General features: G+C 42.6%; 13 protein-coding genes and 1 pseudogene. 4 read left to right on the forward strand and 10 right to left on the reverse strand.

What is annotated here, in order from left to right:
- Positions 1-123: 123 nt before the first annotated feature.
- From CQ839_RS02405 to CQ839_RS02415, 3 genes are read left to right on the forward strand one after another with little or no spacing between them, the layout of a single operon-like run.
- Positions 124-354, forward strand: a complete 231-nt coding sequence (locus CQ839_RS02405; RefSeq protein ID WP_103666661.1) for a hypothetical protein — start codon at positions 124-126, stop codon at positions 352-354.
- Entirely contained in the window at positions 351-2,366 is a 2,016-nt protein-coding gene (locus CQ839_RS02410; protein ID WP_103666662.1) for an ATP-binding protein, read from the forward strand. The genes CQ839_RS02405 and CQ839_RS02410 overlap by 4 nt, the downstream gene beginning before the upstream one ends.
- A complete protein-coding gene (locus CQ839_RS02415; RefSeq protein WP_103666663.1) occupies positions 2,357-3,679 on the forward strand; it encodes a pentapeptide repeat-containing protein in 1,323 nt (440 codons plus the stop codon). The genes CQ839_RS02410 and CQ839_RS02415 overlap by 10 nt, the downstream gene beginning before the upstream one ends.
- A gap of 39 nt (positions 3,680-3,718) precedes the next feature.
- Here the strand turns inward: CQ839_RS02415 and CQ839_RS02420 are convergent, their stop codons facing one another.
- From CQ839_RS02420 to CQ839_RS02435, 4 genes and pseudogenes are all read right to left on the reverse strand, one after another.
- Positions 3,719-4,336 (reverse strand): bifunctional 2-polyprenyl-6-hydroxyphenol methylase/3-demethylubiquinol 3-O-methyltransferase UbiG, encoded by a 618-nt coding sequence (locus CQ839_RS02420; RefSeq protein WP_103666710.1) that lies wholly within the window; start codon positions 4,334-4,336, stop codon positions 3,719-3,721.
- A gap of 173 nt (positions 4,337-4,509) precedes the next feature.
- Positions 4,510-5,010, reverse strand: a pseudogene (locus CQ839_RS02425) (glucosaminidase domain-containing protein); the annotation flags it as partial.
- Positions 5,011-5,421: 411 nt separating this feature from the next.
- The gene (locus CQ839_RS02430) at positions 5,422-5,805 is read right to left on the reverse strand and encodes a hypothetical protein (protein WP_103666665.1); all 384 of its coding nucleotides are present in this window, start codon (positions 5,803-5,805) and stop codon (positions 5,422-5,424) included.
- 10 nt (positions 5,806-5,815) lie between these two features.
- Positions 5,816-6,211 (reverse strand): hypothetical protein, encoded by a 396-nt coding sequence (locus CQ839_RS02435; RefSeq protein WP_103666666.1) that lies wholly within the window; start codon positions 6,209-6,211, stop codon positions 5,816-5,818.
- Positions 6,212-7,115: 904 nt separating this feature from the next.
- Here CQ839_RS02435 and CQ839_RS02440 point away from each other — a divergent pair.
- Positions 7,116-9,239, forward strand: coding sequence for an NB-ARC domain-containing protein (locus tag CQ839_RS02440; protein WP_181016057.1), 2,124 nt, complete (start codon positions 7,116-7,118; stop codon positions 9,237-9,239).
- Positions 9,240-9,496: 257 nt separating this feature from the next.
- Here CQ839_RS02440 and CQ839_RS02445 read toward each other — a convergent pair whose 3' ends face one another.
- The 6 genes from CQ839_RS02445 to CQ839_RS02470 all read right to left on the reverse strand — a co-directional run bounded on the left by CQ839_RS02445 (position 9,497) and on the right by CQ839_RS02470 (position 14,156).
- Positions 9,497-10,432 carry an NAD(P)-dependent oxidoreductase gene (locus CQ839_RS02445; RefSeq protein ID WP_103666668.1) on the reverse strand — a complete coding sequence of 312 codons (936 nt, stop codon included), beginning with the start codon at positions 10,430-10,432 and terminating at the stop codon, positions 9,497-9,499.
- A 345-nt stretch (positions 10,433-10,777) separates the two neighbouring features.
- Positions 10,778-12,403, reverse strand: a complete 1,626-nt coding sequence (locus tag CQ839_RS02450; RefSeq protein ID WP_146048679.1) for a hypothetical protein — start codon at positions 12,401-12,403, stop codon at positions 10,778-10,780.
- Between the two features lie 132 nt (positions 12,404-12,535).
- The gene (locus tag CQ839_RS25425) at positions 12,536-13,123 is read right to left on the reverse strand and encodes a DUF4926 domain-containing protein (protein ID WP_219817711.1); all 588 of its coding nucleotides are present in this window, start codon (positions 13,121-13,123) and stop codon (positions 12,536-12,538) included.
- Positions 13,033-13,443, reverse strand: a complete 411-nt coding sequence (locus tag CQ839_RS25430) for a leucine-rich repeat domain-containing protein (RefSeq protein WP_103666670.1) — start codon at positions 13,441-13,443, stop codon at positions 13,033-13,035. The genes CQ839_RS25425 and CQ839_RS25430 overlap by 91 nt, the downstream gene beginning before the upstream one ends.
- Before the next feature lie 72 nt (positions 13,444-13,515).
- Entirely contained in the window at positions 13,516-13,857 is a 342-nt protein-coding gene (locus CQ839_RS02465; protein WP_103666671.1) for a DUF5615 family PIN-like protein, read from the reverse strand.
- 2 nt (positions 13,858-13,859) lie between these two features.
- Entirely contained in the window at positions 13,860-14,156 is a 297-nt protein-coding gene (locus CQ839_RS02470) for a DUF433 domain-containing protein (protein WP_103666672.1), read from the reverse strand.
- Positions 14,157-14,379: the final 223 nt, after the last annotated feature.

The raw sequence follows: 14,379 nt of genomic DNA on the forward strand, positions 1-14,379 counted from the left end.
AGCTCGCCAACGGCAAGCTTGCATCAAAACCTCAAAATTGGTTTCATAAAATGATACCGCAATTTACAATTCAACAAAGCCATAATTTGTCTTAAGATGTGATGTCAAGGAACAGGGATAACTATGAATGAAGATGAACTTAGTAAACGCCTGAATCTGGAAATGGAGACAATGAGCGTCAACAAACTCACAGAAACAGGTAACCTCGCTGTATCAATGGGGTTAATCGCTGGGCATGGATTTCACGGAGGGAAATATGAGATCTTGCAACAAGGCGAAGTGATCTTGCTATCAGTTAACGAAGCAGGCCCCTATCTGGAAAATTTAATCAAAGCAGTAACCGAAGAAGCATGACTGCATCGCTAAACACTTTGACAGATACTTTGATCACTACTGAAACTTGGTTAAAGCGCAGCCAAGATGATCTATTTGCAGCACTTGCTAGGATTGGCCTTGTTCTAGAGAAAAAAATTGCATTAAAAAAAGGCTCCCCTTTTGAAGCGCAAGTTGAATCTTCTCCACAAAAACAGCAGGTCAATAGCTATCTTACCAAACTATGCAAAAGCTTAAGTCTTTCTGAATTTGAAAGAGATATTTTGCTGTTATGTGTAGGTTTAGAATTGAATCCAAGCTGGGGAGATCTTTGTGCAGAAATTACAAACGATCCCAAGCAAACCTATGCCACATTTAGTCTAGCGATGTCAATACTAGATCATGCCAATTGGTCAGCCTTCTCACCAGCTTCAAATTTACGGCGATGGCATTTAGTAGAGCTGGGAGCAGGGAATGCGCTTACGGCTAGCCCACTGCGAGTTGACGAACGGATTTTGCATTATCTAATGGGAGATCAGCATCTTGATCAACGCTTACTCCAACTTTTAGAACCGATAATTGCCAATTCTGTCCAGATTGATTCCCATAAACAAGTTGTCAATCAAGCGATCGCTACTTGGGCAAGTGCTTCCAATGAAAATCAATTAAAGCATTTACCTGTTTTGCAACTATGCGGCGAAGATGTAGCTAGCAAAATGGCGATCGCATCTGATATCTGCAATGATCTGGAATTAAAGCTTTATAAAATACCAGCTAACCTTTTACCCCATGATTTAATCAATCTCCAGTTAATTGCGCAACTATGCGATCGCGAATATTCATTAAGCGATATTGCTCTATTGATAGACTGCGATCGCGATGAAGTTCCCAATCAAAATCAAGATATGGCGATTGGCTATCTGATCGAGATTCTCGAATGTCCAATGATCATTAGTAGTCAAACTCGCCGTCGCCAACATCAGCGGACAATCATCACTTTTGAGGTGCGATCGCCTTCTATCGATGAGCAAAAGACATTATGGGAAGAATCTCTTAGCGATCTTGATAGTGAGAGCAAAGATTCTCTTAATGGCTCCATTCATGAACTTGTCTCTTATTTCAACCTCTCCCCTACGCATATCTACAATGCTTCTCTTAAAGCCAAAAGCACACACAACCCCGAATTAAATCACACCTTCCATCAATCACTTTGGAATGCCTGTCGCGCTCAATCTCGTCCGCGCCTTGACGAACTTGCTCAAAGTGTAGAAACAACGGCAACTTGGGAAGATCTGATTTTGCCATCTAAAGAAAAATTTGTGCTGCATGATATTGCCGCCCATGTACGCCAACGCTTAACTGTTTATGAAAAATGGGGATTTGCAGGTAGAAGTCGGCGGGGCTTAGGTATTAGTGCTCTGTTTGCGGGCTCAAGCGGCACTGGCAAGACGATGGCAGCGGAAGTATTGGGGAATGAGTTACAGCTTGATGTCTATCGCATTGATCTTAGCTCTGTAATTGACAAATATATTGGCGAAACCGAAAAAAACCTCAAACGCATTTTTGATGCTGCGGAAGGTGGTGGTGTGATTCTACTCTTTGATGAAGCTGATGCCCTCTTTGGTAAGCGCACCGAAGTTAAAGACAGTCACGATCGCCATGCCAATGTTGGAGTTAGCTATTTGCTACAAAGAATGGAGGCTTATCGCGGATTAGCTGTACTAACTACTAATCTTAAAAATTCTCTCGATCAAGCATTTTTAAGAAGGTTACGTTTTGTGATTCAGTTTCCTTTCCCTGATGCAGAGCAACGCGCTGAAATCTGGCGGCGAGCTTTCCCAAAGCAAACTCCCATTCTTGAACTAGACTACCTAAAACTTGGTAAGCTCAGTGTTGCGGGTGGTAACATTCGTAATATTGCCCTTAATTCAGCTTTTATTGCGGCGGATCACAATGAACCTGTGCAGATGAAACATATCTTGCAAGCTGCAAAAATTGAGTATATTAAACTCGAAAAACCAATGATGGATGCGGAGACAAAAGGATGGGTATAGGCAAAACTGCGATCGCTATTTCTACGCTCATCGCCATCACTACCGCGACATCAGTAATTGCCGCCAATCAAAGCCATGTCGATCAACTGATCAAAACTAAAGAATGTTCAGAGTGTGACCTGCCCGATGCAAGACTAGCGGGAGCCGACTTGATCAATGCTAATATTCGGGATGCCGATCTTCGCAAAGCCGATATGCGCGGGGCTAAGCTAGATGGCGCAAAGTTTATGCGATCGAATATGTTGGGGGCAGATCTGCGCTTTGCCTTGTTGTCTGGCGCTGATTTTTTGAAAGCAAATTTGCTGGAAGCGAAACTCGAAGGGGCAAATCTATTTCGAGCTAATTTCAAATACGCTATCCTTGAACGGGCAATTCTCAATCAAGCTTCCTTAAAAAATGCTGATTTACAGTTCGCGAAACTAATCGGCTCAAAAATCGATGGTGCTAATCTCGAAAGCGCCAATTTATCCTTAGCCGATCTCGAAAAAGCCGATCTCTCCAATTCACGACTTAAACGCGCCAATCTTCGTAGAGCTAATTTTAGCGAGGCGAATCTGACAAGGGCAAATCTAGAAGGAGCAAGTTTAGAGGGAACTACCTTTGCGGGAGCGAATTTATTTCATACCGATCTGCGATCGAGCAAAATTGATAGCGACACATTCTTTGATCCTAAGTGGTTTCTAGTCTGGAAAATCGTCAATCAGCGCGTGGAAGGACAAACTCTGGTGGCGGCGGATTTGTCAGGTGGGAATTTTGAGAAAGCCAATCTTGCTGGCGTGAATTTAGAGGATGCGAACTTCACGGAGGCTTATCTATTCATCACGAATTTACGGCGGAGCAATCTTGTCCGTGTCAAGTTTAATGCTGCTAATTTACGCTATGCAGACTTAACAAAAGCAAATCTCACGGAAGCAGATTTTACAGGAGCACAATTGTCAGACGCAAATCTCGAAGGAGCGAATCTTCGCCTTGCTAATCTACGAGAAAGCATCATCAATGAAGAAACTATTCTCGATCGCAAGTGGCGTACAGTCTGGGAAATCGTCAATCGTGGCGGGGAAGAGCGGAATTTTACTAAATTCGATTTATCAGGTGCAAATCTACGCTTAGCACGCTTACGCGGTGCGAGACTAGTTGACGCAGATCTGAGTCAGTCTGACCTACGTGGTGCAGATTTTGTTGGTGCAAATTTACAACGCGCTAATCTATCAGGCGCAAATCTTACGGGTGCAAATCTACGGGGTGCAGTTTTACAAGGTGCAAATTTTTGCGGTGCAACCTTGACCGATGGAACCATTGGCAAATGCAAATAAACCCAATTAGAGAATGTCGGCGCTTCGCGCCGACATTCTCTAATTGAGAACTTTTTGGGCAACGAGGACTAACCATGATTGATTTTCGATCGCAACTCCAGTTGGTCGGTAATAATGTCTCAGAATCTGAAATTGGGCTTCTAAAAGTTTTGGAGCTAGGGTTTCATATTCCCAGCCACTCACATAGCGATAACCAGTAGGTCTTTCGGAAAAACCTTCCTGATTTCCGCGCACCATCGACATCACTAAGGCTCCGCGATCGCACAAAGCCTCATGTAAATTCTTTAGCACCCGCAGCATATCTGCTCTGGGTACATGGATTAATGAAGCGTTGGCAAAGATCCCATCAAAGCTATTACTGGGTAGATCGAGGCTTAAAAAACTCTGCTCCCATACAGGACAACCAGCCGCCTGTTTTGCCATTTCCACAAATGAGGGAGTGGCATCTAGTCCCGTTACTTCGTGCCCCATAGCCTGAAATGCAACTAGATCTCGTCCAGGACCACAACCCAGATCCAAAATCTTACCTGGGACTCTGGGCATTGCTGCGATGAGAGCTTCACGATTTTGCGATACATCATGATCCCATGTGCCAACGCGATATGACTCGGCGGTAAGTTGATATTCTGCGATCGTGATTTGTTCGTGTTTTTCCATGCTAAAAATAAAAGTTTTATAGTGAAGGTGGCGAACAGATTTTAGCGGAGGAATCAATAAATGCTTAATGTTCAGCATTTCAAATTTGATATCTCGATTCTATTGTTAGCGATCTGTCCTAAAACCACAAAAGGATGAGGCGGCGCTTTGCGCCGCCTCATCCTTTTGTGGTTTTAGGCAAAAAAACCAGCCAACTCGTAGAGCCGACGGAGAATTGCCATAATTTTTTTGTCATAGTTGCTATCTTCAGCCCATCGCCCTGCAAGCTGCCCTACCAATGGCGCAGTCCCCCGCTTCACTAAACTAAACCTTGGGTCAACTAATGGCTGTACTAAAGGCTTGGTAGTGGCGTATGCCTTGAGATGTTGGATCTGTGCTCTTATGCCAATGCGCCGATCGCTAAAGCTATCGCCCCTCACCCCATTGCCGATCGCACCAATACCACCAAAATTATTTTGTTCAGGTTGAACATCCCCATCAAATTGTAAAAACCCTGTTTCTAAGCACATCTGACAAAAAGCGATGTCATAGTTAACGCCCTCAATCACCGCTTCTTCACGATAGATAGCTGGCAAGTCGCCATAGAGATTTAAAGGTGCTTTATTTAGTCGTAAGAGTCGTAAGAGTTGGACTTCAGAGGTAGCACCATCACCCATGATTCGATCAAGCCTTCCAGAGAGGGCGTGAGCACATAATTTTTCGCGATTAGATGTTTTGGCAAAATCAGCAAAATCTTGAGCTTGAACAGCATTATTACCGAGACGATCCAATGTGAACAACGCGATCGCCCCAGCTCCAAATTGAAGAAACTGCTTCCTTCTCATAACTGTTTTGCTCTGTCTGACTAATAGTTGACCCTGTTGTAATAAACGTTAAGTAAATTTTGCTGTTTTTGACAAGGGGGATTTGACGGATATTGGGTGCGAGGGTCACTACAGCTGCGGGGGTCTTGAGAGTATGCAGATGCACTACCAGCAAATGGAGTTAGCAAAGCGGCAGCAGAAAGAACAGATAGTAAAAACTTCATAACTTTAACCTTTGTTGTAAGTGATTTAATTTGGATAGCGCCTAAATATTTGAGGAGATCAACAAGCCTGTTGCTTGAGGAAATTTGGCATGTCATGCTGCGCTGGATGAATGACTTGTGAATTGCTTGTGTAGCGAAGACTTTCGGAAACAGCAGAAATCAAATCTGGATCTTGAGTTGAGGCTTTGGCTAAGTCAAGAAACAGGCTTTCAATCATTTGCATTGATTCAATGACGCGATGTTTGATCTTGATCCGATCAGTTGCTGACCAGAAAGATCGAGATTCCTCTAGCGAGCAGTCTGTAATCAGTAGCTCAATCTCATCTAGTAAATAGCTCAAAGCGCTATCGCTATCTTGCTGCGGCTCGGAATCAATTTGTACCAACCGAGGCTGAAACTGATGCACATAGATTGGCGGCGTGGGGAAAGCATCACTTTGCATATATCCTCCCTTATCGCTGTGTTACTAAGTGAGGATAGGCACAATGCTGATAGCGATCGCTTGCGCTTTTAGATAATTGCGTAGATAGGTGCAAATGGGGATAAGGCAAGTCTGCTAACACCTCTAAAATGCGGCAAAAGTCTCGCTGTTTACGTCTTCCATTGAGAAATTGCGGCACTTCTGAAGAATTAACGTCTTTTTGTAAGTATTGGCGCAGATTGGCGATCGCATTCCAAAAGCTACACATCTCCTCATGGGTGCAAGCCAATAAAAATGACTCGATCTCGGATAGTAAATGCGAAAAGCGATCGGCAATACTAGGTCGAACGCCAAACATCACAGTTTGGCGTGGATGACTTGATATTAAATTTAGATGACGTTGGGGCAAATGATGGGGGGCGCTCATGTTTCAATGCCTCTACTTGTGAGGTTATATGAGGAAAAGTCGTTTTTTGTCGGAAAACAAGAATTTCCTATTGCTATATGCACTTACCAGTGATACAAGAGTTAAATATTTCTTTATGTGAGGGTAAGTGAGTTTAACGAGTCTCGCAAAGGACTTGAAGCTGAATAAATCAACTACATAACCTTTGTTGGCAAACAGCATATGATCCAAATCTCAATTTGCACACCAGAAAAAATAGTATTTTTTGTCAGTAAATACATGAATAAAATCAAAAATACTGATTAAGAGCATGATTAAACTTTTGCATTTATAAAAAGTAGAAATAGTTCACTATTTATTGACTAATTTATAAATTGCAATTGCATTAATTCAAAAATACTTCTCATTTAGAAAACTTTTATTCAAGTCGCTAGTATTTTGCAGGAAGTCAAAACAAGATAATTAAATATTTTGTTTGCAAAAACAATAATTTATGATTAGATTAGCTGCACTTGTTGCCTGTCTGACATCTGTAAAGCCTTATTTATGTAGATATATCAGAAAAGACAAGAAAAAATTGGTACAGCTCTAGACCAATGTCAGACTAAATCAGGATCTGGTAAAAAGTTAGATAAATCTATTGTAAACACAAAAAAATATGTTATTTATCTAGCGTGAAAAAACAAGAATATGTTTATCAATTCATATGAAATTGCTGTAATTAGTCATCACATATAGATAATTAATTTAATTACTAGATAACGTTAGGCATTAAGACAATTTCAAACAAGTGATCATTATTTAGATTATTTGTTTGAGTTCTGAAATTTAAACTCTAAAGTTCAGCCCTGCTTTCGCCATTACTAATCCGATACCGAGACATTCACTGAGACATTAATTGAGAGGAGTTATGAGCATGATGACGATGACTATTGAAGACGCGATCGCAATTGTTGATATGGCTTTACAAAACAAGCGCCTAAGCAACATTCAGGAGCAAGTATTTCGCCAAACATGGGATGGCAGGACTTACTCTGAGATTGCTGAGGCTTGCGGATATGATTCTTCATATATTCGTGATGTTGGTTATCGTCTATGGAAAATCTTGTCAGATGCTTTTGATGAGCGGGTAACGAAGCACAATCTGCAAGTAGTAGTGCGGACTCAATCTAAAAATTTTCAGTCTCAATCTACTCAACAGCAACCGATCGCTCACAATCCTCACAATCCTTTGAGTCTCGTCAATCCTCACAATGCTGAACCGATCGCGGCTGAACCGATCGCGATTGATGTAAATGCTAAGCGCTGTGATTGGGGCAATGCGATCGATACATCAATTTTTTATGGTCGTACCGAAGAACTTGCCACGGTCAAAGATTGGGTAATTAGCGATCGCTGCCGCCTTTTGGGAGTATTTGGGATGGGAGGTATTGGTAAAACAGCCTTTGCAACCAAGCTTGCTGAACAAGTACAGTCAGAATTTACGCTGATCGCTTGGAAATCCCTTCGCAATGCGCCAACCGTAGAAATGATGCTTGCGGAATTGGTCAGCTTTTTAACAAATCAAGCGATCGCAACTTTGCCTCATGATTTAAACAGTCTCTTGGGGATGTTCATTCCTGCTCTAAAGCAATCGCGTTGTTTGATTGTGTTAGATAATGTGGAATCAATTCTCCGTAGTGGCGAAATCGCGGGGCAGTATAATGAAGGTTATGAAGGCTATGGTGAGTTATTCCGTCAAATTGGGGAAGTGCGCCATCAAAGCTGTTTAATTCTAACCAGCCGCGAAAAACCCCATGATGTGTTACCACCCGACAGCAGCGATCGCATGGTACGTTCTTTACAATTGTCTGGCTTAAAAGAAGAAGCGCGGCAAATGTTTCAACCTGAATTGGCGATCGCTTCGGCAACTCGGAAATTGATCGACTTCTATTGTGGCAATCCACTCGCGCTAACAGTTGTGTCGCGTTCGATCAACAGCATGTTCGATGGGGACATTCAAGAATTTCTCGATCAGGATGCCAATGTGTTCGGCGATATCCGTTATCTCCTTGATCAGCAATATGGTCGTCTTTCTGAACGTGAGCAACAGGTGATGTATTGGCTAGCGATCGAACGTGAAGCAATTACCACTGACAATCTGCGTCAAGATATCGTGCCAATGATTTCCAAGTCGCAAATTCTGGAATCGGTGATTTCTCTACGCTGGCGATCGCTGATTGAGAAGAATGCCAACAGCTTCACGCAACAGCCCGTAGTTATGGAATATATGACCGATCGATTGGTCGATATGGCTTACAATGCGGCGATTGAGCGTAGTCCCGAATTCTTGATGAGTTATGCTCTTGTCCAACACCGCGCCGAAGACTACATTCGCGAAACCCAGATTCGTCATATTTTACAACCACTTACCAATCGCCTCTTGGCGTACTATGGTACTGTCGATTCTTTGCAGCGCGAATTGCATAGCTTGCTTGAGACTTTACGCGATCGGCAAACAGCGATCGGCTATGCCCAAGGCAATATCATGAATCTCCTACGCGCATCTCAGACTGACCTAACCAAAAGCTTTTGCCGATTCCCAGAACGGGTAACTGAGCATTCTGATCTCCAAATTTTAGAGAGACTGCTTGAGAGCGATCGCGCTGGTGGGCTTGCCACATGGGATCATCGCATTCCTTGGGCAAATAATCCTCTTGCTCAACAAACTTCTGAATCAAAAACCCAAATCCGCAGTAAAAATCTTTACTATCAATGGACAGAAGGCTCCCTCGAACAGTTGCAACAGGAACTGAAGCAACAACCTAAATTCCGTAAGAAGTATCATGCTTGGCTGAACGAGACTGAATTTGCAGCGATCGATGCTGATTTTGAAGCTGTAAAAATCACAGATACTCTCAATCAACCCGTTGATGCAAGATTAGTCTTTATCAATGAGGTGAAGATTGTCGAGCCACCCGCAAATTTGCCAACACCAAGCGATCGTCGCGCCCAAGCTAGAAAGAGAAAGCAAGAGATGCGAGCCAATCGTTCTAAAAAGCTTGGTTAAATGTACGCAAAAGAAGTAGGGGCAATTCATGAATTGCCCCTACTTCTTTTGCGTAATTCCTAATAAAGAAAGAAAGCTTCCCTTTGGGAAGCTTTTTTATTTGTTTACAGCATCCTTGTAGGGGCAGGTTTAGCTACAAGTCAATGATTTACCAATAGGTTTATTCCAAAACCTGCCCCTACGCATAGGTATATTTTCTCTTGGAAATTGCCTAAGGACGCGAATAATTCATGACATTAACCGTAACTGATGTTCGGTTATTTAACCTCTGCAAGCAAATTTGCTAGACGCGGATATTTGGATACCAAATCGAAGGTTTCTGGAGAGACGATATCATAGGTGAAATGGCGCTGGGTAATGCAAAAGCGATCCCATGCAGCGACTTCGATGCGGAATAATTTGATTACGGCATCGATCAGGAATGGATTTAGTGCAAATTGCCAGCCAACTTTTAAGTTCAAATATTCACAGAATTGAGCGATTAAATCCTCAGCAGTTAATTTCTGCATTCCTAAGACTAGACGAGCAGGAGACTGTGGAACTGAAGGCGAAGTAAGAAGATGCGTAACAACTTGAGCAATATCGATCGCATGGACAAAATGGAAGCTACCTTCAGCTTTTAAGAACCTCGCATAAGGGACATATTTGAGAATATCCTTGAGTCCCTTAGAAAGATGTGAATAAGGCTTGTCAGAAGCACCACCAAATACGAGGGTGGGGAAAACAGTAATTAGGCGATCGCGAATGATCGAATTTTCTACAGCTTCAAGACAGGCATGTTTTGAGGCAATGTATGGTGTGCCAATTTGTCCTGCTTCAGGAATAATCTGATTATGGGAATCAAGAATACTGGCTGTAGAGAAATAGATGGCGCGTTCGCACACCTGAGGGTCGAGCATCGAAAATAGCTCAATGGTTTTATCGCGGTTAACCACAAATGCCTCTTCTCCCCCCCAAGCGGCGGCTGTACTGACGACGAATTCCATCGTGCGAAGCAAGTCCTTGTGATTTCCGATATTCTGCATCGGATCTTCGATAATATGCACGTTAGGGCGATCGCTAATATCAATTTGTAATTTATTGCGATCGCGCACCAACAGATATAGGTCGTAATCAGTTTTGGCTAGAAGCATCTCGGTCAAATAATGACCAACACAACCACTCGCACCTGTAATAAAGACTTTTTTCGGCATTCTCTTAAATAGCTCTTAGATTTTAATAATTCCTTCCACGTAATATCAGTTACAAACAAGTAACTGATATTACGTGGAAAGCAGATAATGAATCTCTTACTGCTAGCGTAGCAGGGCAAGCACGGGGGGATTTCCCCTACCCCAAATTTTTCTTCCGATCGCGATCGCGAGGGTGATGGTTAACTTGCTAAGCGAGCGATGTGATGTGTTTTTAGGGGGAGTATATTGCATAAGTACTAAGTATATATAAAGACCTGTACTTGCCAAATAATTTTACGCTTTCAGATATAAACAACAAACGTGAAAACCATAGGAGTTATATCAAAACACAAAGCGTTGCATCTTCTATCTAGATTTTCCATAACGGATGAAATAAATTAAGCGTTTTGGAAAACTGATCAATCCTTTCCATAGTTTAATAATCGAATTCTCGATCTTCACAACGATCGCATCAATCCAAAGGAGAAATATCATCACAGGATTGTTGGAGTAGCCCCAAAGATTTGCTTTTGTTTCAATCCATGCCCGTAAAGGTCGATCGCTGTCTCTGTCGGAACTTTGCGATTGATACATCTGCAATTCTTCTTCAAAAACTAGGCTACTTTCAAGCTGATCTTGGGAGATTTGGGTGGTTGTGGTTTCAAAATTCTGTAACTCACTGGATGAATGGATTGCTGTCCGATCGGGTGATTTACTAAACGAAATGGATTCATATTCCAATGGAAGTGGCCAAGGCCCGTTATCATCGCCAAATAGATCCTCCATCGTTAACCAAGCTTCAGCGCTAGGCGTAATATCCGAGGTCTCATCTAGAGTTGGTTGCGATCGCTGTTTATTAAAGAAATAGGCGATCGCATCTTCGATTAACTTTTGGAGGCGTTCGAGTTGATTGTCGAGTTTGAGAGCATCATCAAATTCTGACTCAGGATTTGGATCTCGATTGGGATAACTGCCGAATCTGGACTGAAGCTTATCAATTATTTTTTCTGTCAGCAGGTCGGGCTGTGTCCCGCTGATACCATTTGGATTGCCATCTGGATTGCCATCTAGCGATCGCTTGCCAATGAAATAATCAATTGCGGCGGCGATGAGATCTCGCAGTCGATCTAGATTGTTAGTTTCGGCTAGAGGTGCATTTTCTTTGAGTCTTCCAGATTTTGCCGCAGTGACTCGCCGCCGCCTTAGCTTAGGACTATCTGGTAATGCTTCTGCATCAGGAGATTCTGTCCCGAATATTTCTGCAACTTCTTCGTTGCTTTCTAAGCTCTGATCTTGAGGCTGAGTTTGATTGCCAAAGAAGTAGGCGATCGCAGCTTCGATTAAGCGGCGTAATTGCTCTAGTCTTTTGTTTTTGCCTAGAGCGACATTTTCAGATAGTCCGTTGTTTTCTTTTAATGAGTTTTGTTCTGCTTGGGCTTGGTCTATCTGTTGCCGCCAGATTTCGGCAAAGAGGCGATTGGCGATTAGTTTGGGTTCTAGTTCTGAGGTTTCGGTGGTTGAGAGGTTCTCGGACGGACGCTTGACGATCGCAGATATTTTGCGATCTAGTTGTGTTTTGGTGCGATCGATCCAGTCTAAAAATTTGGCTAATGGACGAAAAAATAATGGGATTTCTGACTTAGGTAGGTCATTAGTTGGCTCTACTTTTTGAGCTGTTGTTTGATCTAGTTCTTGGTTTGTAGATTTTGGTAATAGCCCTGTTGTTTCTGGTTGCGATCGCAGTTTTTCTTTGGGATCAATTTTGCTGCGATCGAGGCTGGGGAAAATACGTTTGGTGGTCGAGGTGAGCAGATATACGGGATATAGCGCAGCTTTGGCTACTTGATAGGCTAGCAAGCGCGGCAATTCTTGGAGGGGTAGTCCTGAGAGTTGGCGAATTTTTTGATCGAGCGATCGCCTTACGCTGCGTCCGATTTGGGCGGGTAAGGAGGTATCAATCCAATTAAAAAGTCGGCTTTGAAATCTTGGCATGACTACCATCATAAAAAAGAAAGGTGCGATCGCGCTTTTCTTTTTTTGGTAAAGCTGGAAAACCTTGAGTTTTTTGTTGTTCGGCTAGCCCAAAAGATTAGAGTCAAGGCTTCTCACGCCGCCTCTCATCTTTTATTTCAATACAAGTCCTATGCCTAATTTATTGCCTATGTCCATGACGTTGTTGGCGAAGTCGGTCATGCCTGCGATCGGGGAGGCGACAAAGGTAACAGCGGCTAGTAGGGCTAGTAGGCGTTTTTTGAGTTTGGGTAAGTTGCGTTCTGGTTCTGGTTTTTGTATTTCGATTTCTACGTCATCGATGTCGATGGTGACATCTTCGCGGATTTCCTGTGGAAATTGGGCGGCGGTTTGGCGCAGGTTGCTGATGATTTGCAGGAGTTCTGCTACGCTTGCGCCGCTGGTTTGGGTGAAGTTTGACGCTTGTTGACGGGCGTTGTCTTTGACTTCGTTAGCAAGGTTTCCGATGTTGGCGTTGCCGTTAATTTGTGTGCCAATTTTATCGCGCATTACTTTGTCACCAAGGACTTTATCCCCTGCAATGTTATCTCCTGAGCCGTATTGATGAATGTTGTTTGATATGGAGTTTGGCATAGGTTTGTAATGGAGTTTTAGGAGTTGATTTGCTGGTAAGGCTTGTGTAGCGTAGGTTTGTCCGTCATCATCGCTGAATTCGACTTCGTAGATTTCAGGTGCAAGGATTTTTGGTTGCTATTGAGGTCAAGCGTAGTCAGATTTGCTAAGTTGGAGATCGCGTCTGGTATCACCGTGATTTTGTTGAATGCAATGGAAAGTTCTTTGAGATTGATTAATTGAAAAATCTCTTGGGGAATAGAAGTTAAACGATTTCCTTTACTCTTTCCTTCCTTATAGTCAAACTTACCTAAAATAAACTTTTCCAGACTTTGCAACCGTCCAATTTCGCTGGATAATCCTTCCAGATCATTCCCCCACAGATCGAGTTCTGTCCAGCCCTCACGTTCTGCTTGTGCGATTATTGCCAATAACTCTGCATCTGTCATAAATTCAAGGAAAAAGTAGAAAGGAAAAAGGAAAAAATTATTTTTTAGATTGCAATTTACTCTAAATATTATTCATAGAAATTCCAACACGTTTTTTATCGATTCATGGGAACTTCTTTGCAGCAAAGCTAACAACCTTCGTAAAGCTTCCCCAATTGGCAACTGAGGCGATACAATAATTCCAAAATGTTCCTTTTCTGAAATCACATAGTCATTGTGTATCAACACAAAATCCTTCACATTGAAAGTAAACATACAAACACCCTGCTCGATCGCATACTCAATCTGTTCGCGATCGTTTCTCCCTTTTCGTCCCAACTCCTGCACATGAATAGCTTCATATCCCCTCTTGCGTAAAGCCGAAGCCAAGTCAAGCTGCACATCTTCATCTAGCAACAACTTTACCTTAGCCATCTTTAACGACCCGCTTTAGGATGAACTAACGCTTGACTCTTCCAATACTCAATATTAGAAGACTCTTCCAAATCCTTCTCAACTTCCTCCTGATGATCGAAATAATAGGCAAGTGCCGAATGTACCTGAGAAGGTCGTAAATGGGAAAGCACACTTAAAATTTCATCCACATTCATCCCCATCTGATAATATCCAGCAATCCGCCGCACCGTTACTCTCGTACCCTCAATAATTGGCGCACCACCCGCAATCTCAGAACTAGCGGCAATATAAGGATAAATTGTTGCGGTAATACTCATACTTTCAGATAATAGCGAACTAATTGTATTTTACAAGATTTTTAGGCAGGCGATTGTAATTTTCCAGATCGTTCCTCGACAGATCGCACTACTCTTTCAAGTTCTTTTGCCAAGACTGAGGATGGCGATGTAAATGGGCGTTGTTGCATGAATAAAAAGAAGCCAAAAGATGGAGGATCTTAGGATAGACAATTAACGAACAACAGAACAGGAGACAGGTTTA

It is taken from the genome of Pseudanabaena sp. BC1403 (assembly GCF_002914585.1).
Classification (GTDB): domain Bacteria; phylum Cyanobacteriota; class Cyanobacteriia; order Pseudanabaenales; family Pseudanabaenaceae; genus Pseudanabaena.